27 protein-coding genes are annotated in these 26,274 nt (G+C 65.1%); 16 read left to right on the top strand and 11 right to left on the bottom strand.

What is annotated here, in order from left to right; translation table 11 throughout:
• Positions 1–21 precede the first annotated feature (21 nt).
• The 3 genes from RAD15_RS28830 (at position 22) to RAD15_RS28840 (ending at position 2,445) form a co-directional block, all read left to right on the top strand.
• A complete protein-coding gene (locus tag RAD15_RS28830) occupies positions 22–783 on the top strand; it encodes an SDR family NAD(P)-dependent oxidoreductase (protein WP_458181600.1) in 762 nt (253 codons plus the stop codon).
• A 13-nt stretch (positions 784–796) separates the two neighbouring features.
• On the top strand, positions 797–1,216 hold the full coding sequence (locus RAD15_RS28835) for an acyl-CoA thioesterase (RefSeq protein WP_458181601.1): 420 nt from the start codon (positions 797–799) through the stop codon (positions 1,214–1,216).
• Positions 1,217–1,293: 77 nt separating this feature from the next.
• Positions 1,294–2,445: an ABC transporter substrate-binding protein gene (locus tag RAD15_RS28840; RefSeq protein ID WP_458181602.1), complete on the top strand. Its 1,152-nt coding sequence runs from the start codon at positions 1,294–1,296 to the stop codon at positions 2,443–2,445.
• A 183-nt stretch (positions 2,446–2,628) separates the two neighbouring features.
• Here the strand turns inward: RAD15_RS28840 and RAD15_RS28845 are convergent, their stop codons facing one another.
• Together RAD15_RS28845 and RAD15_RS28850 are read right to left on the bottom strand one after the other, a co-directional pair.
• On the bottom strand, positions 2,629–3,357 hold the full coding sequence (locus RAD15_RS28845) for a glutathione S-transferase family protein (RefSeq protein ID WP_458181603.1): 729 nt from the start codon (positions 3,355–3,357) through the stop codon (positions 2,629–2,631).
• A gap of 35 nt (positions 3,358–3,392) precedes the next feature.
• Positions 3,393–3,653 (bottom strand): hypothetical protein, encoded by a 261-nt coding sequence (locus RAD15_RS28850; RefSeq protein ID WP_458181604.1) that lies wholly within the window; start codon positions 3,651–3,653, stop codon positions 3,393–3,395.
• Between the two features lie 113 nt (positions 3,654–3,766).
• Between RAD15_RS28850 and RAD15_RS28855 the strand changes: the two genes are divergently transcribed.
• Entirely contained in the window at positions 3,767–4,465 is a 699-nt protein-coding gene (locus RAD15_RS28855) for a helix-turn-helix transcriptional regulator (protein ID WP_026202551.1), read from the top strand.
• Positions 4,465–4,785, top strand: a complete 321-nt coding sequence (locus RAD15_RS28860) for a YkgJ family cysteine cluster protein (protein ID WP_458181605.1) — start codon at positions 4,465–4,467, stop codon at positions 4,783–4,785. Before RAD15_RS28855 ends, RAD15_RS28860 begins: the two co-directional genes overlap by 1 nt.
• On the opposite strand, the gene RAD15_RS28865 is transcribed toward RAD15_RS28860, so the two are convergent.
• The gene (locus RAD15_RS28865; protein WP_458181606.1) at positions 4,782–5,180 is read right to left on the bottom strand and encodes a hypothetical protein; all 399 of its coding nucleotides are present in this window, start codon (positions 5,178–5,180) and stop codon (positions 4,782–4,784) included. The genes RAD15_RS28860 and RAD15_RS28865 overlap by 4 nt on opposite strands.
• A 278-nt stretch (positions 5,181–5,458) precedes the next feature.
• On the bottom strand, positions 5,459–5,806 hold the full coding sequence (locus RAD15_RS28870) for a DUF3307 domain-containing protein (RefSeq protein ID WP_458181758.1): 348 nt from the start codon (positions 5,804–5,806) through the stop codon (positions 5,459–5,461).
• A gap of 403 nt (positions 5,807–6,209) precedes the next feature.
• Between RAD15_RS28870 and RAD15_RS28875 the strand changes: the two genes are divergently transcribed.
• The 4 genes from RAD15_RS28875 to RAD15_RS28890 all read left to right on the top strand — a co-directional run bounded on the left by RAD15_RS28875 (position 6,210) and on the right by RAD15_RS28890 (position 10,226).
• A complete protein-coding gene (locus RAD15_RS28875) occupies positions 6,210–7,655 on the top strand; it encodes a TAXI family TRAP transporter solute-binding subunit (protein ID WP_458181607.1) in 1,446 nt (481 codons plus the stop codon).
• Between the two features lie 289 nt (positions 7,656–7,944).
• Positions 7,945–8,163 (top strand): hypothetical protein, encoded by a 219-nt coding sequence (locus tag RAD15_RS28880; RefSeq protein ID WP_458181608.1) that lies wholly within the window; start codon positions 7,945–7,947, stop codon positions 8,161–8,163.
• A 154-nt stretch (positions 8,164–8,317) separates the two neighbouring features.
• Positions 8,318–9,427, top strand: a complete 1,110-nt coding sequence (locus RAD15_RS28885; protein ID WP_458181609.1) for a cyclic nucleotide-gated ion channel — start codon at positions 8,318–8,320, stop codon at positions 9,425–9,427.
• A gap of 13 nt (positions 9,428–9,440) precedes the next feature.
• Positions 9,441–10,226 carry an enoyl-CoA hydratase/isomerase family protein gene (locus tag RAD15_RS28890; protein WP_458181610.1) on the top strand — a complete coding sequence of 262 codons (786 nt, stop codon included), beginning with the start codon at positions 9,441–9,443 and terminating at the stop codon, positions 10,224–10,226.
• Here RAD15_RS28890 and RAD15_RS28895 read toward each other — a convergent pair whose 3' ends face one another.
• Positions 10,227–10,661: a DUF6157 family protein gene (locus RAD15_RS28895; RefSeq protein WP_458181611.1), complete on the bottom strand. Its 435-nt coding sequence runs from the start codon at positions 10,659–10,661 to the stop codon at positions 10,227–10,229.
• A gap of 17 nt (positions 10,662–10,678) precedes the next feature.
• Entirely contained in the window at positions 10,679–11,323 is a 645-nt protein-coding gene (locus tag RAD15_RS28900; RefSeq protein WP_458181612.1) for a glutathione S-transferase family protein, read from the bottom strand.
• A gap of 86 nt (positions 11,324–11,409) precedes the next feature.
• On the opposite strand from RAD15_RS28900, the gene RAD15_RS28905 reads away from it, so the two are divergent.
• Positions 11,410–12,432 (top strand): helix-turn-helix transcriptional regulator, encoded by a 1,023-nt coding sequence (locus tag RAD15_RS28905; protein WP_458181613.1) that lies wholly within the window; start codon positions 11,410–11,412, stop codon positions 12,430–12,432.
• 98 nt (positions 12,433–12,530) lie between these two features.
• The gene (locus RAD15_RS28910; protein ID WP_458181614.1) at positions 12,531–12,770 is read left to right on the top strand and encodes a hypothetical protein; all 240 of its coding nucleotides are present in this window, start codon (positions 12,531–12,533) and stop codon (positions 12,768–12,770) included.
• A gap of 57 nt (positions 12,771–12,827) precedes the next feature.
• Here the strand turns inward: RAD15_RS28910 and RAD15_RS28915 are convergent, their stop codons facing one another.
• From RAD15_RS28915 to RAD15_RS28925, 3 genes are all read right to left on the bottom strand, one after another.
• Positions 12,828–13,775: a fatty acid desaturase gene (locus tag RAD15_RS28915; protein WP_458181615.1), complete on the bottom strand. Its 948-nt coding sequence runs from the start codon at positions 13,773–13,775 to the stop codon at positions 12,828–12,830.
• Between the two features lie 15 nt (positions 13,776–13,790).
• Positions 13,791–14,807, bottom strand: coding sequence for an alpha/beta fold hydrolase (locus tag RAD15_RS28920; RefSeq protein WP_458181616.1), 1,017 nt, complete (start codon positions 14,805–14,807; stop codon positions 13,791–13,793).
• 158 nt (positions 14,808–14,965) lie between these two features.
• Positions 14,966–15,769 (bottom strand): MBL fold metallo-hydrolase, encoded by an 804-nt coding sequence (locus RAD15_RS28925; protein WP_458181617.1) that lies wholly within the window; start codon positions 15,767–15,769, stop codon positions 14,966–14,968.
• Between the two features lie 225 nt (positions 15,770–15,994).
• Between RAD15_RS28925 and RAD15_RS28930 the strand changes: the two genes are divergently transcribed.
• Together RAD15_RS28930 and RAD15_RS28935 are read left to right on the top strand one after the other, a co-directional pair.
• Positions 15,995–17,194 carry an MFS transporter gene (locus tag RAD15_RS28930; RefSeq protein WP_458181618.1) on the top strand — a complete coding sequence of 400 codons (1,200 nt, stop codon included), beginning with the start codon at positions 15,995–15,997 and terminating at the stop codon, positions 17,192–17,194.
• Between the two features lie 194 nt (positions 17,195–17,388).
• Positions 17,389–18,339, top strand: coding sequence for an AraC family transcriptional regulator (locus RAD15_RS28935; RefSeq protein ID WP_458181619.1), 951 nt, complete (start codon positions 17,389–17,391; stop codon positions 18,337–18,339).
• A gap of 36 nt (positions 18,340–18,375) precedes the next feature.
• On the opposite strand, the gene RAD15_RS28940 is transcribed toward RAD15_RS28935, so the two are convergent.
• Positions 18,376–19,989, bottom strand: a complete 1,614-nt coding sequence (locus tag RAD15_RS28940) for an acyl-CoA synthetase (protein ID WP_458181620.1) — start codon at positions 19,987–19,989, stop codon at positions 18,376–18,378.
• A gap of 68 nt (positions 19,990–20,057) precedes the next feature.
• On the bottom strand, positions 20,058–20,825 hold the full coding sequence (locus RAD15_RS28945; RefSeq protein ID WP_458181621.1) for a FadR/GntR family transcriptional regulator: 768 nt from the start codon (positions 20,823–20,825) through the stop codon (positions 20,058–20,060).
• 165 nt (positions 20,826–20,990) lie between these two features.
• Between RAD15_RS28945 and RAD15_RS28950 the strand changes: the two genes are divergently transcribed.
• The 3 genes from RAD15_RS28950 (at position 20,991) to rbbA (ending at position 26,274) form a co-directional block, all read left to right on the top strand.
• A complete protein-coding gene (locus tag RAD15_RS28950) occupies positions 20,991–22,196 on the top strand; it encodes an ABC transporter substrate-binding protein (RefSeq protein WP_458181622.1) in 1,206 nt (401 codons plus the stop codon).
• A gap of 236 nt (positions 22,197–22,432) precedes the next feature.
• Entirely contained in the window at positions 22,433–23,500 is a 1,068-nt protein-coding gene (locus RAD15_RS28955) for an HlyD family secretion protein (protein ID WP_458181623.1), read from the top strand.
• The gene (rbbA, locus tag RAD15_RS28960; RefSeq protein ID WP_458181624.1) at positions 23,497–26,274 is read left to right on the top strand and encodes a ribosome-associated ATPase/putative transporter RbbA; all 2,778 of its coding nucleotides are present in this window, start codon (positions 23,497–23,499) and stop codon (positions 26,272–26,274) included. The genes RAD15_RS28955 and rbbA overlap by 4 nt, the downstream gene beginning before the upstream one ends.

The following is a 26,274-nucleotide window of genomic DNA, read 5'->3' on the forward strand; positions in this document are numbered from 1 at the left end:
TCATCGCTACAGGAGAACGCCATGTTGTTGAAGGATCAGGCAGCCATCGTCACCGGCGGCGCATCAGGGCTGGGCGCTGCCACCGCGCGAAAACTGGCGGCGCAGGGCGCCAAGGTCGCGGTGTGCGACCTCAACGCCAAGCTCGCCGAAACCGTTGCCGCCGAGATCAAGGGCGTGGCGATCACCTGCGACGTCTCCGACGCCGCCTCCGCTGAAGCCGCGATCGCGCAGGCGACCAAGGCCCATGGCCCGGCGCGCGTGCTGGTCAACTGCGCCGGCATCGGTGTGGCCAAGCGCGTCGTCGGCCGCGACGGCCCGATGGCGCTCGCCGATTTCGACAAGGTGATCAAGGTCAATCTGATCGGCACCTTCAACATGCTGCGCCTTGCCGCCACCGAGATGTCCAAGCTCGAGCCGCAGGCGAGCGGCGAGCGCGGCGTCATCATCAACACGGCGTCCGTCGCGGCCTATGACGGCCAGATCGGCCAGTCGGCCTATTCGGCCTCCAAGGGCGGCATCGTCGGCATGACGCTGCCGATCGCGCGCGAGCTCGCGCAGTTCGGCGTCCGCGTGCTGACCATCGCACCCGGCCTGTTCCTCACGCCGCTGCTCGCGAACCTGCCGCAGGAAGCCCAGGATTCGCTCGCCGCCGCGATCCCCTTCCCGCGCCGGCTCGGCCACGCCGACGAGTTCGCCGCGCTCGCGCTGCACATGGTCGAGAACTCGTACCTGAACGGCGAAGTAGTGCGCCTCGACGGCTCGCTGCGCATGGCGCCCAAGTAAGGACGCGCGACGCATGTTCGTGAACCGGCGCGACGTACAGATCCAGTGGGGCGATTGCGACCCCGCCAACATCGTCTATTACCCGCGCTATTTCGCGATGTTCGACGACTCGACGTCGACCTTGTTCGAGGTCGCCGGGTTCTCCAAGCAGGACCTGGTCCGCAAATACGGCCTGGTGGGCATCCCCATGGTCGACACGCGGTCCAAGTTCTACATCCCCTCGACCTATGGCGACTGGATCACCATCGAGACGAAGATCGAGAGCATCAAGCGCTCGAGCTTCGAGGTGAAGCACAACGTCTACAAGGGCGATGCGCTGGCGATCGAGGGTTTCGAGACCCGCGTCCTCGTCGGCCGCGATCCCGCCAATCCCGAGAAGCTGAAATCGGCACCATTCCCGGCGGAAATGGTCGCCAAATTCACGGGAAGCTAAATCGCCGCATCGCCAAAAGAGGGGGCTGAATTACCCCCCGATTTCTGCTTTCAAAGAACACATAAAGGGAGGAATAGATGAAACGCTTTTACCTGACCGCGGCCATCACTGCCGCGACACTTGCCCTGCCGGCGCTGCCCGCATTGGCCCAGACCAGCGAAATCACCATTGGCATCACCACCACGACGACCGGCCCGGGCGCAGCTCTCGGCATCCCCGAGCGCAATGCGCTGGAATTCGTGCCGAAGGAAATCGGCGGCGTGCCGCTGAAGGTGATCGTGCTCGACGACGGCGGCGATCCCACCACCGCGACCACCAACGCCCGCCGCTTCGTGACCGAATCCAAGGCCGACATCATCATGGGTTCGGCGCTGACCCCGCCGACGATCGCGGTCTCCAACGTCGCCAATGAAGCCGGCATTCCGCATTTCGGCCTCGCGCCGTTCCCGATCACGCCGGAGCGAATGAAGTGGTCGGTGGCGATGCCGCAACCGATCCCGATCGTGGGCAAGGTGCTGTACGACCACATGAAGTCGAAGGGCATCAAGACCCTCGGCTATATCGGCTATTCCGACTCCTATGGCGACCTCTGGTTCAACGATTTGAAGGCACAGGCCGTGCCGATGGGCATGACCATCGTCGACGAGGAGCGCTTCGCCCGTCCCGATACGTCGGTGACCGGACAGGTGCTCAAGCTCGTCGCCGCCAATCCCGACGCGATCCTGGTCGGCGCGTCCGGCACCGCGGCCGCACTGCCCCAGACAGAGCTGCGCGAGCGTGGCTATCAGGGCCTGATTTACCAGACCCACGGCGCTGCCAGCATGGACTTCATCCGCATCGCCGGCAAAGCGGCGGAAGGCGTGCTGATGGCCTCCGGTCCCGTGATGGATCCCGAGGACCAGCCGGACGAGGCCGCCACCAAGAAGCCGGGCCTCGCGCTCAACACGGCCTATGAAGCCAAGTACGGCCCGAACAGCCGCAGCCAGTTCGCCGGTCATTCCTATGACGCGTTCGAGATCCTCAAGCGCATCATTCCGGCGGCACTAAAGACGGCCAAGCCCGGCACGCCGGAATTCCGCGAAGCCATCCGCCAGGCGCTGCTGTCGGAGAGGGAACTGGCGGCGAGCCAGGGCGTCTACAACTTCACCGAAAAGGACCGCTACGGCCTCGACGAGCGCTCGCGCATCCTGCTGACGGTGAAGAACGGCAAGTACACGCTGGTGAAATAGACACAGCGAAAGTTTCGAGACGACGAGAGCCGGCCCATCGGGCCGGCTCTTTTGTTTGGTTTGAGACTAGCGCTCGTGAAGTTGCATCGAGTTAAGCCAACAGCAGCGCTCTCTCCCTTCCCTCCCCCCTTGTGGGGGAGGGAACGTACCGCCGCCGAGGCGCTAGCCGAGACTCATCGAGACTCACGCCGCCTGCCGCAGCGGGGTCCAGGCGAACTCGGGATAGTAATTGTCCATCATGCGGTCGACATAGGCGGTGAGGTTCGGAAATCCCTCCGCGCGTTGGCGCAAGGCCGATTCGAAGAACGGCGTCAGGATCCCGGCGAGCGCACCGAAGGCGGTGGCATCGACGCCGCAGGGCTTGTTGCCCATCAGATACGCCTTGTCGCCGAGTTGCACCGACAGCGCAAACAACGAACGCACGGCCAGGTCGACATCGTCATCGGGCCCATGGCGACCGAGGCCGGAGAGCAGATAGTTCTCGGCGACGCGGAATTGCGCGTCCTCGCGCAGCTTCTCGCGGTTGTGCTCGGGTGCGCCGTCGAAGAAATGCGAAGGGCCCTTGGCGAAATTGACCGGATCGACCCAGCGCGCGCCGACCAGCGCCCAATAGACGTGATGCTCGATCATCCGCTCGAACGCCCAGGCCTGCGCGCGCTCGGCCTGCGACAGGCCGGCGTCGAAATCGAAGCCGTAGCGGCGCTCGATATGCGCGCGGATGAAGGTGGAATCGGCCACCGCCTCGCCGCCGTCGTCGATGAACGGCAGCTGTCCCTTCGGCGAAGCGGGCGGCATCGCGCGCTCCTTCCGGTAGGGCAATCCCGCCATCTTGAGCTGCACCTCCGTCTTGGTGACGAAGGGGCTGATTTCCGGCAGGCCGAAGCCAGTGCCAAAGCCGTAAAGCGTGATCATGAAAGCTCTCCTGAACCTGCCAAACTTGATGGAACCTAGCGACCGGCTGCTGCCACCATGGTGGCAGCAGCCGTGATATCTTCTGCGAAACGGGCCCCCCGCCAGGCGCGGCCCATGACGTGACGGACCAGCGCGTCCGCAGCCTGGACCAGCGAGCGAGCAACCACGCTCGCCAGCGCAAAGCGGAGGTCGACGGCCATGAGATCGAGTGAAACGAGGCGGCTGAACGCCCAAGCTTGCCACATCTGGGCGCGCCACAGCGGAACGGCCGGGCCGAAATGGGTTGGGATGATCATGGACAAATCCTCTTCAGTCGATGTGTTGTCTCGGTATAGAACTCCCCTGCTGCCAACATCCTGTCAGCAGCCGCGCGCCGCCTTCTAAAAAGACCAGCGACAAGAGAACCGTCATGAGACGCGCCGACCGGCTGTTTCAAATCATCCAGGTGCTGAGGCGCACGCGTAAGCCGCTGACGGCGGACGCCATCGCGGCCGAGCTCGAAACCTCGAAGCGCACGATCTATCGCGACATCGCGACGCTGATCGGCCAGCGCGTGCCGATCCGCGGTGAAGCCGGCATGGGCTACATCCTGGAGAAAGGTTTCGACCTTCCGCCTCTCATGCTGACCCCCGACGAGATCGAGGCGGCGGTGCTGGGCGCGCAATGGGTCGCGGGCCATGCCGACTCCGCGCTGGCGCGCGCCGCCGAAGATCTGATGGCCAAGATCGCCGACACCGTGCCCGAGCGCCTGCGGCCCTTCGTGCTGGAGCCCGCGAGCCGCGCGCGGCCGAGCTGGAACAGGGAGCCGGACCGTCTGGACATGGTGCGCACGCGCACCCAGATCCACGAAGGCAAGAAGATCATGCTGCGCTATCGCGACGAGCAGGGCCGCGCCAGCGAGCGCATGATCTGGCCGATTTCGGTCGGCTATCTCGAAGCCGTGCGCCTGCTCGCGGCCTGGTGCGAGCTGCGCGGCGATTTCCGCAGCTTCCGCACCGACCGCGTGGTCGATGCGAACTATCTCGACGAGAGATATCCGGAGCGGCGCGACGTGCTGCGCGCAAGATGGCGGCAGAGCCTGGTCTGGGGCCCGCCCAAGGATACGTGATGATGGCGGAAGCAATCGATCTCTCGACCTTCTGCCAGAGTTGCGGCGCCTGCTGCGGCTATTCGCAGAACTGGCCGCGCTTTTCGATCGAGAGCGACGAAGAGCTTGCCGCGATTCCGCAAGCGCTGATCAACGACCGCCAATCCGGCATGCGTTGCGAGGGCGATCGCTGCTCGGCGTTACAGGGGGACATCGGAAAAGCGACCGCGTGCGGCATCTATGCGGTGCGGCCGGAGGTGTGCCGCACCTGCATGCCGGGCGACGCCGAATGCGCGATGGCGCGACGGAAGTTTGGTTTGCCGGCGATCGAAGCTACTTAAGCAGGAACGGCTTCGCTGATTTCGTCGTCGATCTCGTCGTCCAGCGGTGCGAGCACCGAGAGCGGCTTGGTCGACAGCGTGATCGGCTTGCGGCCACCCGATAGCGGCGGCGAGGATTTCGCCGTGCGCTCGCGCGACAGCGCGTAGAGCGTGGAACCGACGCGGCCACCATTCTCGATCAGGTCACGCTCGCTGCAGCTTGCTGCGATCGCAACCGCCAGCGAGTGCAGATGGCTGCGGCGATAGCAAAACAGCGCCAGCCTGGCGCGCGCGTCAGGGGAAACACTCTCAACCAGCCTCGGCAGGCCACTCTCGCTGGCGCGATACATCTCGCCAAGGAGTTCGTCGCGGACCGGGCAGAAATCGCTTTCAAAGGCGTCGCGGCTTGAAAACATTGCAGTTCTCCCTCGTGAGGGGAAGATGCAGCGCAATTCTCTAATGAAAGGTTAACCACGCTGCCCGGTAGTCACCCGGGGTTCCTTGCGCCCTGGCCGCGAATCGGAGGCGCCGAGCGGGCAGCCCTGCGGCCATCCTTCGAGACGCCGCCTTCGGCGGGCCCTCAGGATGAGGTTTTGATTCGCGGCGAAATCCCGGAACCCTCATGGTGAGGAGCGCCGCCTTACGGCGCGTCTCGAACCATGCAGGCCGAGCACGCAGCCAAGCGTCGCCGGCGTCAGTTCGCCGCCATGAAGATGGAAAGGCCAAAGCCGGTGAGATGGTGCAGCGCCTGATCGACGCCGATCAGGGTCCAGAACCAGGGATGCGCAAGGTCGACACCGAAATTGGCCGAGACCAACCCCTTGGCGCGGTCGATCGTGATGTGGATCAAGAAGTCGATGAACGCCACGAACCAGAATTTCGGCGCGACGATCAGGATCAGCGGCAACGCAACCGCGAGGTGAATCAGGCAGTGGACGAGCAGCGGCAGGGCCCAGCCGTGCTTCTGGTCCTTGCCATGCGCCATCCAGGCGGTCTGGAGGACGAAATCGGCGATGATGTGCTTGAAGGTGAGCAGCAGCATCCAGCCAATGAGCGCTTCGACCGGAACCGCCGATGACATGGGTGGAAACGACAAGCTGACGCCCTCATTGACGTGACAAGAAAAATTGGAGCGTTCAGCGCAACTTCTTCTTGGACCCGTCAAATCGCCGGGACCTGCGATTTATGACATTTCCCGCGACGGAATGCAGCCGGGGGGAACCGGAAAATCGCAAACTGTGGCTAACTGGTGATAGGATGGCTGATCGCCGCGGCCGGGCGGGTAAGGTTACCTTCGGCTCGAAATTTGCATTCCGGTACCGGCGCGCTATCATTGCCGATAGAGAATATCGTTCTTTTTTCAGGCGTTTACGAATTGCAGGGCGCGTGCCGCGATCGACATCCGCGAGCCGCCCGTCACCGGAAAATAAGGCCAGAGTGCTGCCATGAGTACTGACGGCCCCACCTCGTCACCGAGCGAACCGCCGCCGCGGCGCCCCAAGGTGATCAAGACCAATCAGCAGCAGGTCTTTCTCTACGTCGTGCTGACCCTGCTCCTGTCGCTCGCCACCGTCTGGGGTGGTCGCGCCATGCTGCATAATTCGGAGACGCTGACCTTTGCCGTCGGCGCCCCCAACAGCGACGAGGCCCTGTTCGCGGCCAAGCTCGCCACGGTCCTGAAGACCAACGCCTCACGTTTCCGGCTGAAGATCGTCAACAACGCAGATAACACCAAGGCGCTCGCACAATTCGACCGCAAGCAGGCCGACCTCGCCGTGCTGCGCACCGACGCCAAGGTGCCGCTGCGGGCGCGCACGCTCGCGATCCTCGAGCACGATCTGGTGCTCCTGCTCGGTCCCGGCAGCAAGAAGATCAAGTCACTTGCCGAGCTGAAGAAGAAGAAGGTCGCCGTGCTCGCCGAGAACGAATCCTCGCTCGCTTTCGTCCGCAGCATCCTCGACGTCCCCGACGGTCCGGACGCCGCGAAGATCCAGATGGCGCCGCAGGGCGCGACGCTCGACAAGCTGTTTGCCCCTGGAAACGGCTTCGGCGCGGTGATCGCCATCGTCCATGCCTCGAAGGCCGTGCGGGACAAGGCCTATGAGCAGACCGCCAAGCGCGGCGGCTTCACGCTGAACGCGATCGACGAGGCCAAGGCGCTGGCGCGCAAATTCCCCGGCATTTCCGCCGAGACATTGACGGCGGGCATGCTGTCCGCATCGCCGGAAATCCCAGACGACGACCTCGACACGATCGGGCTCGAATGGCTGCTGGTCACGCAATCCAAGATGTCGGTGGCAACGGCAGGCGAGCTTGCGCGTACCGTCTACGAGAACAAATCCGCGCTCGGGCTCGACAGCGGCTTTGCCAGCCGGATCGAGCCGGCCTCGGTCGAGAAGGACGCCTTCGTGATGGCGCATCAGGGGGCGGCCGACTACATCAACGACGACACCAAGTCGTTCATGGATAAGTACAGCGACATGATGTATCTGGGCGCCGCCGCGCTCAGCGTCATCGGCACGATCTTCGCTGCGATCTACGCCAAGATCACGAGGATCGCGCCGGAGAAGGCCAGCGAGCTCTCCACCGCCATCCTCGACATCGGCGAGCGGATCGAGCACGCCCATTCGCTGGACCAGCTCGAATGTCTCCAGGACGAGCTGGAGGGCATCCTGCGCGGCGCGGTCATCGGCCTCAGGGACGGCACGATCAGTACCGACGGGCTCGACACCTTCAAGCTCGGCTACGAATTCGTCCGCGACGAGATCGGCATGCGCCGCGACTACCTGAAACGTCACGCCGGCGAGACCGAAAAGGCCGCCCGCGATGCCGGCCCTGCGCAGCACGACGACAGCAACGTCGTGGTGGTGAAGACCGCGCAGAGCGCCTGATCCGCCGGGTTGGGGCAACCCGCCCCCTCTTGTGTCCCGGACAAGCTGCAATGCCGAAGGCGTTGCAGTGCTGAGCCGGGACCCAGGAGCCGCACCGTGCACTGCTGCATGGGCCCCGGCTCTGCAGCGCATCACGACGTGCTGCGCTGCGTCCGGGGCACGAGACTGAAGTGCCGCCAGGCTCGGGGCTGGCGAAGGGCACCCCGTTCGATCTATGGCCGGCCTCCTGGATCCTGGAACCGTCCCTGCCCGCAACCGTTGGTTTGCGGTTGCAACCGGAGAGCGCGGCATGCGTACACTCCTCATTGTCCTCCTCCTGGGAATGCTGGCGGCGGTCGGCTATTTCGCTTATTCGGCAATGGCGATCGAAGGTGAACCGATCCCGACGGAAGGCTATGTGGCGCTGGCGCTGGGCGCGGGGTTTTCCGTCATCGTCGGCGTCGGCCTGATGATGCTGCTGTTCTTCAGCAGCCGGCGCGGCTACGACGAGCCGCCACATTTCAGGTAAGGGTTCGGCCGACCGCCGCGCTGCCCGCCCGTCTTCGTCCTGCCATTCGACGATGCCGCGCGCCCGTCGTTGACGGCCCCGGCGCGGGCAGGCACTTTGACACCGAGGTTCCCAGCCGGGGCCGCAAAAAGCCAAAACCGAGCCGCCTTTCCGCATGTCCAAGCCGTTGATCTCCGCTCTGGCCCAGTTCGCGGCCGCCACGGCCGGCCGCAACATGACCAAGGCGGCCTATGTGGCGGTCGGCGTCGGCGTGCTCAGCATGGTGCTGCTGACCGTCGGCCCGGCCTACGAGGCGGCGCCCCGCTGGGTCGATGTCCTGCTGTGGACCTGCCTCCTCTACTTCGTGTTCGAATGGGTCGTCCGGCTGCGCCATATGGCCCGGCAGGGGCGTCTTCCGCTCTACATGTCCTCCTCCGCCGGCATCGTCGACGCGATCGGGGCATTGGCCGTGCCGCTCGCGCTGATTCTCGGCGCCGAGCCGAAGACGGCCTGGCTGCTCAGCGTGCTCTGGATGCTGAAGGTGGTGCCGGGCATCCCCGGCCTGCGGCAGCTTCGCCGCGTGCTGGTGCTGGAATCGGGGCCGCTGGTCAGCGTGCTCGTGATCTTCCTGATGGTGGTCTTCCTCGCTTCCGTCGCCGAGTATTTCCTCGAACGGGACGTGCAGCCCCAGACCTTCGGCAGCGTGCCGGCCGCGCTGTGGTGGGCGGTGGTGACCTTGACGACGACGGGCTATGGCGACGTCGTGCCGGTCACGCCGCTGGGACGCATGGTGGCGGCGCTGGTGATGATCTCCGGCCTCGGCGTGTTCGGCCTCTGGACCGGTATCCTGGCGACGGGGTTTGCCGCGGAGACGCGGCGCGACAACTTCCTCAAGACCTGGGAATCCGTCAGCAAGGTGCCGTTCTTCGCGGCGCTTGGACCGGCGGCCATTGCCGACGTCACCCACATGCTGCGGACCATGGAGCTGCCGGCGCGCACCATGATCATCCGCAAGGGCGCGCAGGGCGACTGCATGTATTTCATCGCCGCCGGCGCGGTCGAGGTCGACCTGCCCGGCAAGAAGGTGCAACTCGGCGAGGGCGCCTTCTTCGGCGAGATGGCGCTGCTCGGCAATAATCTGCGCGGTGCCAATGTCTCGACCACGAAGGTGTCGCGGCTTCTCGTGCTCGACCTCGTCGACTTCCGCGTGCTGATGGCGCGACACCCCGACCTTGCCGAGACCATCGACGCCGAAGCAAAACGCCGCGCGCTCGAAAACAAGTGAAATGGAGACAAGAATGTCGGACACAGCCGACGCAGGCTCTGGCCCCGTGCTCGAAATCAATGGCGCACGCGCCACCATTCGCCTCAACCGCCCCAAGCATCTCAACCGGCTTCAGGCCGAAGATCTCGGCGAGCTGGTCAAACTGTTCGACCGTGTCGAGGCCGATCCTGCCATTCGCGTGCTGGTGCTGACAGGCACGGGACGCGCGTTCTCCGCGGGCTATGACCTCAACTCGGTCGCCGAGCGCGCGGTGAGCGCCAATGAGCAGCAGAGCGCGGGCTCGGCGTTCGAGGTGGTGGTCAACCGGCTGGAGGATCTCGGCGTGCCGACGATCTGCCGGCTCAATGGCGGCGTCTATGGCGGCTCGACCGACCTCGCGCTGGCCTGCGATTTCCGCATCGGTGTCGACACCGCCGAGATGTTCATGCCGGCGGCGCGGCTCGGGCTGCATTATTACCGGAGCGGCATCAAACGTTACGTGACCCGGCTCGGCGTCGACAACGCGAAAAGGCTGTTCCTGACCGCGCAGAAGATCAGCGCGCCGGAGATGCTGCGCATCGGCTATCTCACCGCCATGGTGCCGGAGGAGACGCTCGACGAGGAAGTCGGCAAGCTCGCTGGCGTCCTCGCCGGCAACGCGCCGCAGGCGATGCGCGGCATGAAGCGCGCCATCAACGAATTCGCCCGCGGCGAGCTCGACGAGCCGGCCGCCGACCAGCGCCACCGCGACAGCATGCGCGGCGACGAGATCAAGGAAGGCATCAAGGCGTTCGCGGAGAAGCGGCCGCCAAAATTCTGATCACGCCCGCTTCGACCGCATCGCGCGCACCTGCGTGAGCTTGGGATCGCGGACGAGCGCTTGGTAGCGCTTGCTGTCGATGGCGTAGATCGCGATCCGACCCTCACTGTCGGCATGAACGCCCCAGCCGAAGCGCTTGCCCAGGCTCGACGCCCTCATGCACGCCTGCCCCCGGGAGAAGAACGCTTCGCGGGCCGCATGCTTCTCCGCTTTCGTCGCCTTCGCATCGAGCTCGCGTCCCGGCGCAGACGTCGCGAAGATCACGTCATCGGACGTGTATTTGTAGGGCGCCTTGGCGATCATCCCGTATTGCAGGCTCGCCACCGTCGGCTTTCCCCCGCGGAGCGGCGGCTCCTCGCCAGTGCCCGCGGGACAGTCTTCAGCGACCCGGATGAAGGTATCGAAGCAGTTGGTCGTGTGCATCGGCTTCGTCATCTGCAACCCTGGATTAGTCAACCACCAACAGCCGCGGCATGCTGGGCCGCCATCTCATCGTCGGCGGCATTGATCCGCTGGAACGCAGGGCGGGACGTAATCCGCTCCGAATAACGAACGAATACGTCTTTCTTCGGCACGATGCCGAACATCATGGTCCAGCTGAACGCGACACCCCACAGGATATCCGCGGCCGTCATGCGCTCGCCGAGCAGATACGGCCCCTTCGACAATTGCGCCTCGAGCGCGCCAAGCATGGTGTCATAATCGGCATAGGGCGAGTGCGACACCGGCGCGGGCTCGCGCTGCATGAACTTGTCGATCAGGGCCGGCTCGAACGAGGCGCCGTAATAGGCGATCCAGCGCAGATAGGGGCCGCGCAGCGGATCGCTGAGCGCAGGCGTGAGCCCGGCCTGCGGAAACAGATCGGCGAGATAAATGTAGATCGCGACCTGCTCGGTCACCAGCGCCTCGCCGTGGCGGATCGCCGGCACCTTGCCGAGCGGATTGACGGCGAGATAGGCCGGCTGGCGCTGCTCGCCGGCCTTCATGTTGAGGACGTGGAGATCATAGGGCGCGCCGAGTTCCTCCAGCAGCACCCGCGTGCCGGTGGCGCGGCTTTGCGGCGAATAATACAGCGTGATGCGGTTCGGATCGGTCATGGCAGGTCTCCTCGGTGCCGTCTGGCGAGGCGCACCTTGTAGCGGCTCATACCTGACATCCTCTGTCAGGTATGGTTTAAGGGATCATGCGCGCGAGCCGGATGCTGTCCATCCTCACCACCCTCCAGGCCAGGGGGCAGGTCACCGCGCCTGAGCTTGCCGAAGCGTGCGAGGTGTCGGTGCGCACGATCTACCGCGACATCGACGCGCTCGCGGCGTCCGGCGTCCCGGTCTATGCCGATCGCGGTGCCGAGGGCGGCTATCGGCTGCTCGACGGCTATCGCGTGCGGCTGAACGGCCTGTCGCAGAGCGAGGCCGAGACGCTGTTTCTGGCGGGATTGCCGGGCCCGGCGGCGGCTCTCGGGCTCGATGCCGCAATGATCGCCGCGCAGAACAAGCTGATGGCGGCGCTGCCTGTCCACCTGCGCGAGGATGCCGGCCGGATGCAGGAGCGCTTTCACCTGGACGCGCCCGGCTGGTTCGGCGAGGCGGAAGAGCCAAAGCATCTGCGCAACATCGCCGGCGCGGTGCTGCGCGGGACGCTGATCAAGATCCGTTACCAGAGCTGGCGCGCGGAGAAACAGCGCCGCCTCGCGCCGCTCGGCCTCGTGCTGAAGGGCGGGAGCTGGTACCTCGCAGGGCTGGTCGACGGCAGCGTGCGGACCTATCGCGTCGCGCGGGTGCTCGACTGCACGATGCTCGACGAGCGCGGCGACAGGCCCGCAGGTTTCGATCTTGCCGCCTATTGGCAGGCCGCAACGCTTCGTCTCGAAGCGGAGATGCATCCCAACGTCGCGATCGTTCGGCTGTCGCCGTTCGGCGTCAAGCTGCTCGACGCGTTGAGCCAGCCTTACATCAAGGCGCGCACGCAGCTCGAGGAAGATACGGATGCGGAGGGCTGGCGCATCGCGCGCGTGCCGACCGGCAAGACGTCGTGGCACGCCGCCGCCGAATTGCTGCGCCTCGGCCCCGAGGCCGAAGTGCTGGAGCCCGCCGATCTGCGCGAGAAGATGGCGGAGCTGACCCGGGCGATGGCCGCGCGTTATCGCGCTGCGGCGCCGAAAGCCCGGCATCGGCGCATTGTGCCGCGGCCCACGAAACAATCCTGAAACACGATTCTTCCCTCGCGCCGTGAACGCATTCGCGCCTCGGGCCGACCGAAAGGCAGGGACACAACAACGGCCTCGCGCCACACTGGAGAATGAAGATGTTTCGCAAGCTTGCACTTGGTCTGATCGCCGCCGGCTCGCTCGGTTTTGCCGCTCTCGCCCCCACCGCCGCTTCGGCCCACGGCTTCCATCATCACTGGGGTCCCGGCTGGGGCTTTGGTTACGGCGGCCTCTACGTCAACACCGGCGTCAGCAACTGCTACCAGGAGCGCGTCGTCCAGACCCGCCACGGCATGCGCGTCCGCGTCGTGAATGTCTGCGCCTACGGGATCTATTGATATCCGACGTTCGCGAACAAAACCCCGATCGCACCGCGATCGGGGTTTTGCATTGAGCTAGCCGGCCTGCCGCTGCCGGCGAAACCAGGCCCAGGTCTCGCGCGTCGTCCTGATATAGCCGCGACCGCGATGAACGATCTCGTCGTCGACGATCTCGTTCAGCTTCGGCAACGCATGAAACGGGATCGACGGGTAGGCGTGATGCTCGACATGGTAGGGCATGTTCCACGCGAACCATTTGACGATCCCGCCGGTATAGGTGGTGCGGGTGTTCTGGAACGCGCTGCGCGTACGCTCGCAGCCGGTGTGCTCGGCCAAGAGATAGGGCCGCAGGAAGAATTGCCCGATGACCAGCGGAACGATCCAGACCTCGAGCAGCAGCGCGGAGGAGAACCACAGTGAAAGCGCGAGCAGCAGAACATAGAGGGCGGCATAGACGCGCGCTTCGGTCACGATAATGGCGCGCTTGTTCTCGGGGATCCAGGGCACGGTGACCTTGCCGGTGACGGCATGGCCGAGCATCAGCCGGAGGCGGCCCGCAACCTGGAGCAGGCCGCTATAGGCGATCACGATCTGGGTGTCGGATTTCGGCTTCACGCCGACGATCAGCTCCGGGTCCTTCTCGGGATCCTGGGTGTAGCGATGATGGTCCCAGTGGAACAGGCAGTAATATTCGTAAGGTTGCCCGATGATGAAGGCCGAGAGATAACCGACCGCGAGGTTGAGGCCGCGGCTCCTGAACGCGGTCTTGTGCGCGGTCTCGTGCACCGCCATGAACAGGAAGGCGACGAAATAACCCTGTATCACCATCAGCGGCAGCGCCCAAAGCACGCCGTAGCTCGAGCTGACCTTCCAGATCAACGCCCCGACCAGCACGACCAAGGCGTAGTGGCAGAGGCTGCGCGCCGCGCCCTTGAGATCGGAGCGAACCGACAATTCGCGCAGCATCGCCGGGCTCAACGGCTTCAGGCGATGGCCGGACTCAGAAACGGTTGCGTCAGTCATGTTTGGATGCCTGCCCTACTTGCCGAGAAGTTCTGCGATCTCGGCCTTGATGAAGGCGAGGTCGCGCGGATTGTTGACGGGGTTGCCGGCCCGATGGCCGTGCAGGGATGGAATTGGATGCAACACGGCCGACCTTGCGTTGACCAGCCGGCCAAGCTCGTCCTCGTTGTCGCGGACGTCGAAATAGCGGTCGGTCGCACCCGGCATCAACAGCATATGCGCCTTGATCGCACCGAGCGCGCGATCGAGGTTGCCGCCGAAGGCTGAGCATTGACTGATATCGCCGTTCTGCCAGATGCCGACCTGCGCCAAGAGATCGTTGGCATCGCGCCGCGCGAACGCCGCGTCCCATGCACGGACGAGATAGTCCTCCAGCGAGGTGAAGCCGGCCTCGCGCCAGAGCTCGTCGCGATAGAAGCCGTGCGACATCGCCCAGCCGGCATAGACGCGCCCCATGGCGCGATAACCGGCGACGGGCCTCTCGGCGAAGCGGCCGTCGCGAAAGGCGGGATCGCCCGATAGCGCGGCCTTCACGCTTTCGAGGAAGACATAATTATAGGGTGCACAGCGGGCACTGCCGCAAACGACCGCCGCGCGCTCGACCATGTCGGGATGCAGCGCCGCCCAGTGATAGGCCTGCATGCCGCCCATCGACCAGCCATAGACGAGAGCGAGCTTCGTGATGCCGAAGCGCTCGGTGAGCAGGCGGTGCTGAACCGCGACCGCGTCGTGATAGGTCATGTCGGGAAAGGGCGCGGCGGTGTTCGACGGCGAGGACGACAGGCCGTTGCCGAACAGATTCGGGATGATGATGAAGTAACGCGCGGGATCGAGCACGCCGCCGGGCCCGATCAGCCACTCGGTGTCGAAATGCTGCGCGCTGAACGAGGTCGGGTACAGGATGACGTTGTCCCTGGTCGGGCTCAACGTGCCGTAAGTCCGATAGGCGAGCTTCATCGACGGGAAGACGGTCCCTGACTGAAGCGAGACGGCGCCGGCCTCGAATATCTCGTAGTCGTGCTGCGCCGTCATGGACCCAACTCCTGCTCGCGCGGCCGCAGAACGCGCCGCCTGCGCGAAGATGCATCGATCGTGCCGGACCGGCAAACGCCTCGTTGCGTCGCCCTTAATAACTGTACGTATAGTACAGTTATTAAATGATGACAAGTGGGCTCCGCTCGTCGCAGGTCTCAGCCGATGGCCGCGATGTACCGCTCCACTGACGCCGCGAACGCGGCCTTGGCTCCGGTGGCGATGTTGCGGCCCCACCACGCGCCGTAGATGCGATCGAAGGCGAGCGGCTCGACGGCCGCCGCGATCTGCCGCACCGCGGCGGCATTGAGCGGCATGTAATTGGGATAGGAGTACATGAAGCTGACGAAGCGGCGGTCCATCGTCACTTGCGCGATGTCTCCGGTGAGCAGCGCCCCCTTTCCGTCCGCGCCGCGCGCATGATGCAGCATGGTGGCGCCGGCGAAATGACCACCGGTGCGCAGCAGCACCAGATCATCTGCGAGACGATGGCTATCGCCGGTCCAATGAACGATCGAGGGATGCGGCCGCGTCACCCATTGGCGATCATCTGCGTGCAAATAGACCGGAATGCCGCCGAATGTGTCACTCCAGTCGGCGACGGCGCCATAGTAGTGCGGATGCGAGATTGCGATGGCCTTCAGCCCGCCGAGTGCTGCGACGTATTGAATGGCCTCGTCGGTTGCGAGCGGAATGCAATCCCACATCACGCAGCCGTCGCCTTGAGGCACCAGCAGCGCACGCTGGCCGATGGCGAAGCTCGGCTCCATGCCGATGCCGGTGAGGCCGAGATCGTCGCGTCCCACCAGCCGGTGCCCGCGCGCAAGCGCTTCGCGCGTCAGGAAGGTCTGCCCCTTCCAGCCGACGAACTGCCGTTCGTCCTCGCAGATCGGGCAGGACGCGGGCGGATGTCCGCTGTCCGGAAACTGCGCGCCGCAGGTTTCGCAAGTCCAAAGAGGCATGGCCGTGATCCCAGTGAGACCGTCGCAGACATGACATGACGTCGCGGTGCCGGGATCGCAAGTGCGACCCTGGGATCGCAAGTGCGACCCTGGGATCGCAAGTGCGCTCGGAACCAACGCGATGAGCGCAGGTTAGGTTCAGGTTCGTCCCCGACACAACGGACCCGCAATCTTCGCCTCACGCAAGGCCCAATTCGATCGGCAGCATTCAAGTTCAGCGTCTCGATGACATCGCGCCCCTCCCCGTCCCGTCTCTGGCCGCTGTTTGCAGTCAACTTCTTCATGGCCGACATGCAGTCCGGCATCGGGCCGTTCGTCGGCGTGTTCCTGCAGGAGCGCGGCTGGGCCAGCGGGCTGATCGGCACCGCTATGACGATCGGCAATGTCGCGGGCATGCTGATCACGACGCCGATCGGCGGCTTCATCGATTCCAGCCGCAACAAGCGCATGTGGGTCGTCATTCCCGGCATCTGCGTGGTCGCGGCGTCCGCGATCATCCTGGTCTCGCAGAATTTCTGGGCGGTGACGTTCTCGCAGGTGGCGCAATCGCTGGCGAGCGCCGCGATCGTGCCGGCGGTCACAGGCATCACGCTCGGCATCGCCAAGCAGAAGGGCTTCAATGCGCTCAACGGCCGCAACCAGGCGTTCAACCACGCCGGCAACATGGTTGGCGCGGCATTGTCGGGCTATCTCGGCTACAAGTTCGGCTACGTCGCCGTGTTCGTGCTGGCGGCCGTGTTCGGCGCCGTCGCGATCGCCTGCGTGATGATGATTTCCGCGAAAGCGATCGATGATCGCGCGGCACGCGGCAGCAGGGAGGACGACAGCAAGGCTCCGCCGGACGGCATGTCCGTCCTCCTCAAGCACAGGCCGCTTCTGGTGCTGGCACTGGCGCTGGCCCTGCTCCATCTCGGCAATGCCGCGATCGTGCCGCTGTACGGCCTTGCGGCCGTGGCCGAGGGACAGGCCAACGGACCGAGCTTCGTCGCGACCACTGTCGTGATCGCGCAAGGCGTGATGATCGTGACCTCGCTGATCGCGATGCAGGTCGCAGGCAAGCGCAACTACTGGCCGGTGATCCTGGTGTCCTTCATGTTCCTGCCCGTCCGCGGCGTGCTCGCCTTCTTCGTCACGGGATGGTGGGGCGTCGTGCCGATGCAGGTGCTGGACGGCATCGGGACCGGGCTCCAGACCGTCGCCGTCCCCGGCATGGTCGCGCGTTCGCTCAACGGCACCGGCCGCATCAATCTCGGCCAGGGCGCGGTGATCACCGTGCAGGGCGTCGGCGCGAGCCTCAGTCCCGCGCTTGGCGGCTGGATCGCGCAATGGATCGGCTACGGCCCGACCTTCCTGCTGCTCGGCAGCTTCGGCCTCGCGTCGATCGCGCTATGGCTGGCCTTCGGCGCGACGGTGAAAAAGTATTGAGACGAATCGCCGCGGGAAATCCTGGCACAATTTGCGCGTCAATCCGGGCGACCGGCAGACTGCGGCACCTGGTCACGGTCTCAACGCGCCGTTGCGAGTGGCTTATCACGCAATCCTGCGCTTTTGCCGTTGCGGCGTCCCGGCCCGAGGATACAACCTGCAATAAATGACCAATGGACGTTTCGACCCGATCGATGATTCAGCCTCAGCTCTCATTCGATGGCGACCCCAACGGTCCGGCCTATGAAAGATGGCGGGAGCAGTTTTGCCGTCAGGTGGCGAACGTCGATTTCGTTCCGGTCGGCGACGGGCGGGTTCACCGGACCATTGCGCCGGCCATTCTTCCCCGCGTCAGGCTTTCGGCCTCGTTCGGCACGCCGATGTCTTTCGTGTCGCTGGGGACGAACGACGAATTGGTGATTACGATGTCGCCCAATTCGGCGCTGAGCGGGGCCATGGGAAAGCGCCCGCTGGAGATCGCGGCGGGCGACGTCACGATCGGCGATCCCTCGATCAAGGGCGCCCACATTACTCAGACAGGGTATGGTAATTTCCAGACCGCGCTGCTGCCGCGCAACGCCCTGCTACGCGCATGCCCGAATGCGGAGGATCTGATTGCGCGGTCGATCCCCGGCGTCAATCCGATCACGTCGATGTTCTTGCGATATTACGACCTCGCGCATGCGCACGCCGACAAGCTCGCACCCGCTGAGCTCGACGCGGTCTCGCAGCACCTGTTCGATCTCTCCGTGCTGATGATCGGAGCGCGCGGCGATGTCGCCGAGGAGGCGCGCATGCGCGGCCTTGCGGCAGCGCGTTTCGAAGCCATCAAGGCCGACATCCTGGCGCAGCTGGACAGCGCCGCACTGTCGCTGCCCGACCTTGCGGCAACGCACCGCATCAGCCCGCGCACGATCCAATTGCTGTTCGAGAAGGCCGGCATCACCTATAGCGGCTTCGTGCTCGAGCAGCGCCTGCTGCGCGCCGAGCGACTGCTTCGGAACCCGGGCCTGCGCTCGCGCAAGATCATCGAGATCGCGCACCTCGCGGGATTTCACGACGTTTCCTACTTCCATCGCGCGTTTCGGCGCCGTTTCGGAGCGACGCCCGACGATATCAGGAAGCTGGCCGGCGAAGCCGAATAGGCGGGCTCCGCCGCGACGGCGCCGGAACGGCGCCTGCTATGTCCCGAAGCTCTTCTGGACCGCCTTGTCGAGCGTCTCCCCGCCAACGAAGCGCTGGCGCAGCTCGCGCTTGAGCAGCTTACCGCTCGGGTTCTTCGGCAGGGCATCCACGAAGATCACGCGCTTGGGCACCTTGAAATGCGCCATATGGCCGGCGCAGTGCTTGATGACGGTTTCCTCGTCCAGCGTCTCGCCGCTCTTGACCACGACGATCGCGGTCACCGCCTCGATCCAGCGCGGATCGGGCAGGCCGACCACGGCGACCTCGGAAACTCCGGGAATGCGATAGACCATCTCCTCGACCTCGCGGCTGGCGACATTCTCGCCGCCGGTCTTGATCATGTCCTTGACGCGATCGACCACGGTGATGTGGCCCTCGTCATCGACGGTGGCGAGATCGCCGGAGTGAAACCAGCCGCCGGTAAACGCCGCCGCGGTCTTCACGGGATCGTTGTAATAGCCGGAGAGCAGATGCGGCGAGCGGTGCACGATCTCGCCGACTTCGCCGACCTTGACGTCTTCCATCGCCGTGTTGACCACGCGCGTCTCGACATTGAGCACGGGCTTGCCGGCCGAGCCCGCCTTACGCAGCTGATCCTCCGGCCGCAGCACGGTCGCCAGCGGCGCGATCTCGGTCTGGCCGTAGAAATTCCAGAATTTTACGTTGGGAAGGCGGCGCTGAAGCTCGAGCAGGACTTCCACCGGCATGATCGAGGCGCCGTAATAGCCCTTCTGAAGCGTCGACAAATCGGTCTTGTCGAAATTCGGCGAGCGCAGCATCGCGATCCAGATCGTCGGCGGCGCGAAGAAGGACGTGATCTTGTGCGCCTGGATCAGCGCCAGGATGTTGTCGGCGGTCGGCTTGCCCGTGATCACGCCGGAGGCGCCGAGATACACTTGCGGCCCCAGGAAGACGTCGAGCTGGGCGCAATGATAGAGCGGCAGCGCGTGCAGGAATTTGTCCTCCACGCTCATGCCGCCGTCGATGACGCAGCTGACATACTGCCACATCACGGCCTCATGGGTCAGCATCGCGCCTTTGGGCAGCGATTCCGTGCCGCTGGTGTAGACGATCTGCGCGAGATCGCGGCTATCGACCGACGCCTCCAGGAACGAGCCGTCGGCGTGCAGAAGGTCGTCGAAGGTGGTGAGGCCCTTGGGCGCCGTGGCGGGATCCTCGCCGGGGATCCAGATCATCTTCTCCACCGCGCAGTCCTTGGCGCTCGCGGCACGCGCGGGCTCGACGAAATCGGGGCCGGCCGCGAGCAGCTTCGCACCAGAACTCTTCAGGATGAAATTGATCTCGTCCGGATTGAGCATGAAGTTGATCGGCACCAGCACCGCGCCGATCCGTGCCAGTGCAAAGCGCAGCGCGGCGAAGGCATGCGAATTGCGCGAGAGCACGGCAAGACGGTCGCCCTTCTTGACGCCGAGACCGAGCAGGCCGCGGCCGAGCCGGTTGCAGATCGCGTCCATCTCGGCAAAGGACCAGCTCACATTGCCGCAGCTCACCGCAAGCTTGGCCGGCTCGCGGCCCGCCGAACGGCGCAGGAGATCGCCGATGGAATGCTCGCGCGCTTTCGAGATGGTGGCTGCGGTGTCGCCGGTCATGTGTTCCTCCGTGTGATGTCTCGTTTGTTGGGTTTTGTTCTTGAAATCTTGCGTCTTGTCTGTTTGCGCTATCTGCGCCGGGCCGCCTGCGCGTGCTCCATGTACATGTGCTCGACGGACCGATCGAGCGAGGCGATCTTCTCGAAGCCGCGCCGCCAGTCCTGCAGGTGCCGGCGCGTCCACAGCACCCCCGCCTCGCGATCTCGGCGGCGGATCGCGTCGACGAGATGGCGGTGCGCGGCGACGAGGCGCGGGCCGCCTTCGGCCACTCCCGTCACGATCATCTCGGTGGTCGGATAGAACAGCTGCGCCGCCGGCTCGCGGGCGAGCTGGAGCACGCGGTTCTGCGAGGCTTTTGCGACCAGCACGTGGAATTCGGCATCGCATTCGGCCAGCATCGCGGGATCACCGACCACGGCCTCGCTGTGCGCGAGATTGTCGGTGAGCTCGGCGATGCTCTGCTCCGTCGCCCGTTCCACCGCGCCTTCGATGCTGGCGACCTCCAGCGTCATCGAGGCCTCGTAGAGCTCGCGGAAGGTGACCTCATGCAGCACCAGCGCGCGGCTGAGGCGGCTTGCCAGCTTGCTGTAGCGCGGCAGGCAGGCGTGCAGGCGGCGCGAGGAGTCGCGGCTGATCAGCCCGCCTTCCTCCAGCACGCGGATGCCCTCGCGAATGGTCGAACGGTTGACGCCGAACTGGCGGACCAGATCGTGCTCGGTGCCGATGGGATCGCCCGGCTTGATGCGACCATTGACGATCTCGCGCTCGATGGCATCGGCGACCTTCTGATAGGCCGGCGCGACATCGATCGGACGAAAGAGCGAAGCGACAGGCAAGGCGGCCTCCAATGTCGTTTGTCCGACAAACTATAGGATCGGTGAGAAAGCGCGTCAAACCGCATCTTTTTTGCCGCATCGGCACCAAATTGACTCCTCGGGAACTCAGTTCTAACTTTGTCGGACAAAGGGGCAGAATAGCCCCGGGTAAGAGGAAACGTATCCATGAGACCTATCGCAGCACTCGTGTCTGCGGCCGGCTTGCTGTCGGCTGCCCTGATCGCCCCCACATCCGCCCAGCAGGCGCCGCTCAAGATCGGCGTGCTCTCCGACTTCTCCTCGGTCTATTCCGACATCGGCGGCATGGGGAATGTCGAGGCCACGAAGATGGCCATCGAGGATTTCGGCGGGCAGATGTTCGGCAAGCCGATCGACATGGCCTCGGCCGACGTGCTCAACAAGCCCGACGTCGCCTCCACCATCGCGCGCAAATGGTGGGAGACCGAGGGCGTCGACATGATCATCGACCTGCCGACCTCGGCGACCGCGCTCGCCGTGATGGAGCTGTCGAAGCAGTACGAGAAGGTGATGATCGTGACGGATGCGGCAAGCTCCGACATCACCGGAAAATCCTGCTCGCCCTACACCGCGCACTGGACCTACGACACCTACGCCAACGCGCACACGGTCGGCAGCGCCATCGTCAAGAACGGCGGCGACACCTGGTTCTTCCTCACCGCAGACTACGTGTTCGGCCATTCGGTCGAGCGCGATACCGGTGATGTCGTGAAGGCTGCCGGCGGCAAGGTGCTGGGCAGCGTCAAGCATCCGCTCAACACGGCAGACTTCTCCTCCTTCCTGCTGCAGGCCCAGGCCTCCAAGGCCAAGATCATCGGGCTCGCCAACGGCGGCGGCGACACCATCAACGCGATCAAGCAGGCCGGCGAGTTCGGCATCGTCGCCGGCGGCCAGAACCTGGCGGCGATCGTGATGTTCATCTCCGACGTGCACAGCCTGGGCCTGAAGCTCGCGCAGGGGCTGATCATCACCGAGGCCTATTACTGGGACCTCAACGACAAGACCCGCGCCTTCGGCAAGCGCTTCCTGGAGCGGATGAAGCGCATGCCGACGATGAACCAGGCCGCGACCTACAGCGCGACACTGCATTATTTGAAGGCAGTGCAGGCCGCCGGCACGAAGGACACCAAGACCGTGATGGCGAAGATGCGCGAGCTTCCGGTGCGCGATGCCTTCACCGACAACGGCACCCTCCGCGAGGATGGTCGCATGGTGCACAGCATGTACCTGTTTCAGGTGAAGAAGCCGGAGGAATCGAAGGGGCCGTGGGATTACTACAAGTTGCTCGCCGAGGTGCCCGCCGAGCAGGCGTTTAGGCCGCTGAAGGATGGCGGCTGCCCGCTGCTGAAGTGAGGCTGCGCCGATAGCAATTCCGTTCAGCAAGCCTCGCTCGTCCGCCCGTCAGGGCGGACGAGCGGCAATGGCGACGCTAGCCAGTATAGAGGCAAGAACGCTTCGCGCCGGCGTCTGATCTGCATCAAGTTGCGGTGCAAAAATTAGCTGCAATGTTGAGGCTGCCCTTCCGCGCAATCAGCGGGCGGAGCGTTCGTGTCTCAACAGTGGGCGCCGCCTCACGGCGTTTTGATCAAATGAACTTCACTCCGGGTCGCGTCATCGCCGCGATCGCCGTCCTCGTTGCTGGCGGCGGCTATTACTATTGGCAGCACCGCGATTCCAACGCGCTTCCTGCAGGTTTCGCCCGCGGCAACGGCCGCATCGAGGCGGTGGAGATCGACATCGCCACCAAGACGCCGGGACGGATCCGCGAGATCCTCGTCAACGAAGGCGATTTCGTCAGCGCGGGCCAAGTGCTGGCGCGCATGGACACCGAGCAATTGCAGGCCCAGCGCCGGCAGGCCGAGGCGCAGCTTCAGCGCGCATCGATCAACGTCGAGACCGCCAAGAGCCTCGTCAACCAGCGCGAAGCCGAACGTGAGGCCGCAGAAGCCGTGGTCGACCAGCGCATCGCCCAGCTCGACACCGCGAGCCGCAAGCTCGATCGTTCCCAGCAATTGATCAGGACGAGTGCGGTGTCGCAGCAGGTCCTGGACGACGACCGCTCCGCCAACGCCACGGCGAAGGCGGCGCTTGCCGCTTCCAAGGCCCAGGTCGCGGCGTCCGAGGCGGCGATCAGCTCTTCCCGCGCCCTGGTGATCGATGCCGGCGCCGCAGTCGACGCAGCAAAAGCCGCGATCGAGAGCATCAACGCCGACCTCAATGACAGCGTGCTGAAGGCACCGCGCGACGGCCGCGTGCAGTACCGCGTGTCGCAGCCCGGCGAGGTGCTCGCCGCCGGCGGCCGCGTCCTCAACATGGTCGACCTCGGCGACGTCTACATGACGTTCTTCCTGCCGACGGCCGACGCCGGCCGCGTCGCGATCGGCTCCGAAATCCGCCTCGTCCTCGACGCCATCCCGCAATACGTGATCCCCGCCAAGGCCACCTTCGTCGCCGATGTCGCGCAATTCACGCCCAAGACCGTCGAGACCGAGGAGGAGCGCCAGAAGCTGATGTTCCGGATCAAGGCGCATATCGCGCCCGAGCTGCTGCGCCAGCACATTGAGCACGTGAAGACCGGCCTGCCCGGCATGGCCTATGTGCAGCTCGACCCGGCCGCGCAATGGCCCGACAATCTCAAGATCAAGCTGACCCGATGAGTAGAACTGCCACAGCCGATGCACCGGCTGCCGCCGGCAGCGTGGTGCATCTGGAAGGCGTGGGCCTGAGCTACGGCAAGACCCGCGCGCTCGATGCCGTCACGCTCGATCTGCCGTCCGGCTGCATGGTCGGCCTGATCGGCCCCGACGGTGTCGGCAAGTCGAGCCTGCTCTCGCTGATCGCCGGCGCACGTGCGATCCAGCAGGGAAGCATCCATGTGCTCGGCGGCGACATGGCGAGCTCGCGCCATCGCCGCAACGTGTGCCCCGACATCGCCTATATGCCGCAGGGGCTTGGCAAGAATCTGTATCCGACGCTGTCGGTGTTCGAGAACATCGACTTCTTCGGCCGCCTGTTTGGACACGACAAGGCGGAACGGAGCCGGCGGATCGCCGGCCTGCTGCGCGACACGGGGCTCACGCCCTTTGCCGACCGGCCGGCGGCAAAACTCTCCGGCGGCATGAAGCAGAAGGTCGGCCTGTGCTGCGCCCTGATCCACGATCCCGAGCTCTTGATCCTGGACGAGCCGACCACCGGCGTCGACCCGCTGTCGCGGCGCCAGTTCTGGGAGTTGATCGCCTCGATCCGCAACGGCCGGCCCGGCATGAGCGTGATCGTCTCGACCGCCTATATGGAGGAAGCGGCGCAGTTCGACTTCCTGATCGCAATGAACGCGGGCCGCGTACTGGCGACGGGAACGCCGGCCGCGCTGCTGCGGCAGACCGGTGCCGCCACACTCGACGATGCCTTCATCCGCCTGCTGCCGGAGGCAGATCGCGGCGGACAGGCCGGTGTCGTCATCCCCCCGCGCAACACCGAGCACGAGGAGATCGCGATCGAGGCGGACCACCTGACCCGGCGGTTCAACGACTTCGTCGCCGTGAACGATGTCAGCTTCCGTATCAGGAAGGGCGAGATCTTCGGTTTCCTCGGCTCGAACGGTTGCGGCAAGACCACGACCATGAAGATGCTCACCGGCCTGCTGCCGGTGAGCGAAGGCACCGCGCGGCTGTTCGGCAAGGCGATCGATGCCGGCGACATGTCGGTGCGGCGGCGCATCGGCTACATGTCGCAGGGCTTCTCGCTCTATTCGGAGCTGACGGTCACGCAAAATCTCGACTTGCATGCAAGGCTGTTCGAACTGCCGGCGGACACCATTGCCCGGCGCATCGACGAGATGATCGCCCGGTTCGATCTTGCCGACGTCGCCGATTCCCTGCCCGACGCGCTGCCGCTCGGGCTGCGGCAGCGGTTGTCGCTGGCGGTCGCGATGATCCATGCGCCCGACATCCTCATCCTCGACGAGCCGACTTCCGGCGTCGATCCGGTTGCCCGCGACCGCTTCTGGCAGATCCTCGCTGAGCTGTCCCGCAACGACAACGTCACCATCTTCGTGTCGACCCATTTCATGAACGAGGCGGAACGCTGCGACCGGATCTCGCTGATGCATGCGGGAAAGGTGCTGACGTCGGATACGCCCGCGGCGATCGTGGCCGCGCGCGGCACCGCCACGCTGGAGCAGGCCTTCATCGCCTGCCTGGAAGAGGCGATCGCGGACACCACGAAGCCGGCGAGCCAGCCGGCCGCCGCCTCGCCCGTGCCCGTTCCGGCGACGACAGCCGCGCCGGCCCGCCGGCGCAGCGCCGCGTTCAATCCGACCCGCATGCTCGCCTATTCCCGGCGCGAGGCGCTCGAGCTGCGCCGCGACCCGATCCGCGCCACGCTCGCGATCCTCGGCAGCGTGCTGCTGCTGTTCGTGCTCGGCTACGGCATCAGCATGGACGTCGAGAACCTGACCTTCGCCGTGCTCGACCGCGACGACAGCGCGATCAGCCGCGACTACAGTCTCCAGATCGCAGGGTCGCGCTATTTCACCGAGAAGTCTCCAATCACCGATTACGCCGACCTCGACCGCCGCATGCGCGCCGGCGAGATCGGCCTCGCCATCGAGCTGCCGCCGGGCTTCGGCCGCGACGTCAGCCGCGGCCGCCATGTCGAGATCGGCGCCTGGGTCGACGGCGCCAATCCGACGCGTGCCGAAACCTTGCGCTCCTATGCGCAGGCGATCCACGCGACCTGGCTCGCCCAGAAGGGCCGCGAGCTCTATGGCGAGGCGGCGATCGCCGGCTCCTACCAGCTTCAGCTGCGCTACCGCTACAATCCGGACGTCAGAAGCGTCGTCGCCATGGCGCCCGGGATCATCCCGCTGCTGCTGATCATGATTCCGGCGGTGCTGGCCGCGCTCGCGGTCGTGCGCGAGAAGGAGCTCGGCTCGATCGTCAATTTCTACGTGACGCCGGTGACGCGGCTGGAATTCCTGCTCGGCACGCAACTGCCTTACGTCGTGCTGGCCTTCGGAAACTTCCTCCTGCTCGTCGGCTTCGCGCTCGCCGTGTTCGGCGTGCCCTTCACCGGCAGCTTCGCGACCTATGCGCTCGCCGCGCTGCTCTATGTCACGGCCACGACCGGCATGGGCCTCGTGATCTCGGCCTTCATGAACAGCCAGATCGCGGCCCTGTTCGGCACGGTGCTGATCACGCTGATCCCGGCGATCCAGTATTCCGGACTGATCGACCCGGTGTCATCGCTCCAGGGACTGGGCGCCCTGGTCGGGCGGCTCTATCCCACCACCTATTTCGTCACGATCTCGCGCGGCACCTTCTCCAAGGGCCTGGCGTTCGACACCCTGCACAACGATCTGCTGGCGCTCGCCATCATGGTCCCCGTCCTGGTGATCGCCGGCGCAATGCTGCTGAAGAAACAGGCCCGCTGA

This window comes from Bradyrhizobium sp. 14AA (genome assembly GCF_054185205.1).

Bases quoted from the DNA above. Each gene is read 5' to 3' on its own strand.
- RAD15_RS28830 (WP_458181600.1), top strand. From the start codon at position 22: ATGTTGTTGAAGGATCAGGCAGCCATCGTCACCGGCGGCGCATCAGGG.
- RAD15_RS28835 (WP_458181601.1), top strand. From the start codon at position 797: ATGTTCGTGAACCGGCGCGACGTACAGATCCAGTGGGGCGATTGCGAC.
- RAD15_RS28840 (WP_458181602.1), top strand. From the start codon at position 1,294: ATGAAACGCTTTTACCTGACCGCGGCCATCACTGCCGCGACACTTGCC.
- RAD15_RS28845 (WP_458181603.1), bottom strand. From the start codon at position 3,357: ATGATCACGCTTTACGGCTTTGGCACTGGCTTCGGCCTGCCGGAAATC.
- RAD15_RS28850 (WP_458181604.1), bottom strand. From the start codon at position 3,653: ATGATCATCCCAACCCATTTCGGCCCGGCCGTTCCGCTGTGGCGCGCC.
- RAD15_RS28855 (WP_026202551.1), top strand. From the start codon at position 3,767: ATGAGACGCGCCGACCGGCTGTTTCAAATCATCCAGGTGCTGAGGCGC.
- RAD15_RS28860 (WP_458181605.1), top strand. From the start codon at position 4,465: ATGATGGCGGAAGCAATCGATCTCTCGACCTTCTGCCAGAGTTGCGGC.
- RAD15_RS28865 (WP_458181606.1), bottom strand. From the start codon at position 5,180: ATGTTTTCAAGCCGCGACGCCTTTGAAAGCGATTTCTGCCCGGTCCGC.
- RAD15_RS28870 (WP_458181758.1), bottom strand. From the start codon at position 5,806: ATGCTGCTGCTCACCTTCAAGCACATCATCGCCGATTTCGTCCTCCAG.
- RAD15_RS28875 (WP_458181607.1), top strand. From the start codon at position 6,210: ATGAGTACTGACGGCCCCACCTCGTCACCGAGCGAACCGCCGCCGCGG.
- RAD15_RS28880 (WP_458181608.1), top strand. From the start codon at position 7,945: ATGCGTACACTCCTCATTGTCCTCCTCCTGGGAATGCTGGCGGCGGTC.
- RAD15_RS28885 (WP_458181609.1), top strand. From the start codon at position 8,318: ATGTCCAAGCCGTTGATCTCCGCTCTGGCCCAGTTCGCGGCCGCCACG.
- RAD15_RS28890 (WP_458181610.1), top strand. From the start codon at position 9,441: ATGTCGGACACAGCCGACGCAGGCTCTGGCCCCGTGCTCGAAATCAAT.
- RAD15_RS28895 (WP_458181611.1), bottom strand. From the start codon at position 10,661: ATGACGAAGCCGATGCACACGACCAACTGCTTCGATACCTTCATCCGG.
- RAD15_RS28900 (WP_458181612.1), bottom strand. From the start codon at position 11,323: ATGACCGATCCGAACCGCATCACGCTGTATTATTCGCCGCAAAGCCGC.
- RAD15_RS28905 (WP_458181613.1), top strand. From the start codon at position 11,410: ATGCGCGCGAGCCGGATGCTGTCCATCCTCACCACCCTCCAGGCCAGG.
- RAD15_RS28910 (WP_458181614.1), top strand. From the start codon at position 12,531: ATGTTTCGCAAGCTTGCACTTGGTCTGATCGCCGCCGGCTCGCTCGGT.
- RAD15_RS28915 (WP_458181615.1), bottom strand. From the start codon at position 13,775: ATGACTGACGCAACCGTTTCTGAGTCCGGCCATCGCCTGAAGCCGTTG.
- RAD15_RS28920 (WP_458181616.1), bottom strand. From the start codon at position 14,807: ATGACGGCGCAGCACGACTACGAGATATTCGAGGCCGGCGCCGTCTCG.
- RAD15_RS28925 (WP_458181617.1), bottom strand. From the start codon at position 15,769: ATGCCTCTTTGGACTTGCGAAACCTGCGGCGCGCAGTTTCCGGACAGC.
- RAD15_RS28930 (WP_458181618.1), top strand. From the start codon at position 15,995: ATGACATCGCGCCCCTCCCCGTCCCGTCTCTGGCCGCTGTTTGCAGTC.
- RAD15_RS28935 (WP_458181619.1), top strand. From the start codon at position 17,389: ATGATTCAGCCTCAGCTCTCATTCGATGGCGACCCCAACGGTCCGGCC.
- RAD15_RS28940 (WP_458181620.1), bottom strand. From the start codon at position 19,989: ATGACCGGCGACACCGCAGCCACCATCTCGAAAGCGCGCGAGCATTCC.
- RAD15_RS28950 (WP_458181622.1), top strand. From the start codon at position 20,991: ATGAGACCTATCGCAGCACTCGTGTCTGCGGCCGGCTTGCTGTCGGCT.
- RAD15_RS28955 (WP_458181623.1), top strand. From the start codon at position 22,433: ATGAACTTCACTCCGGGTCGCGTCATCGCCGCGATCGCCGTCCTCGTT.
- rbbA (WP_458181624.1), top strand. From the start codon at position 23,497: ATGAGTAGAACTGCCACAGCCGATGCACCGGCTGCCGCCGGCAGCGTG.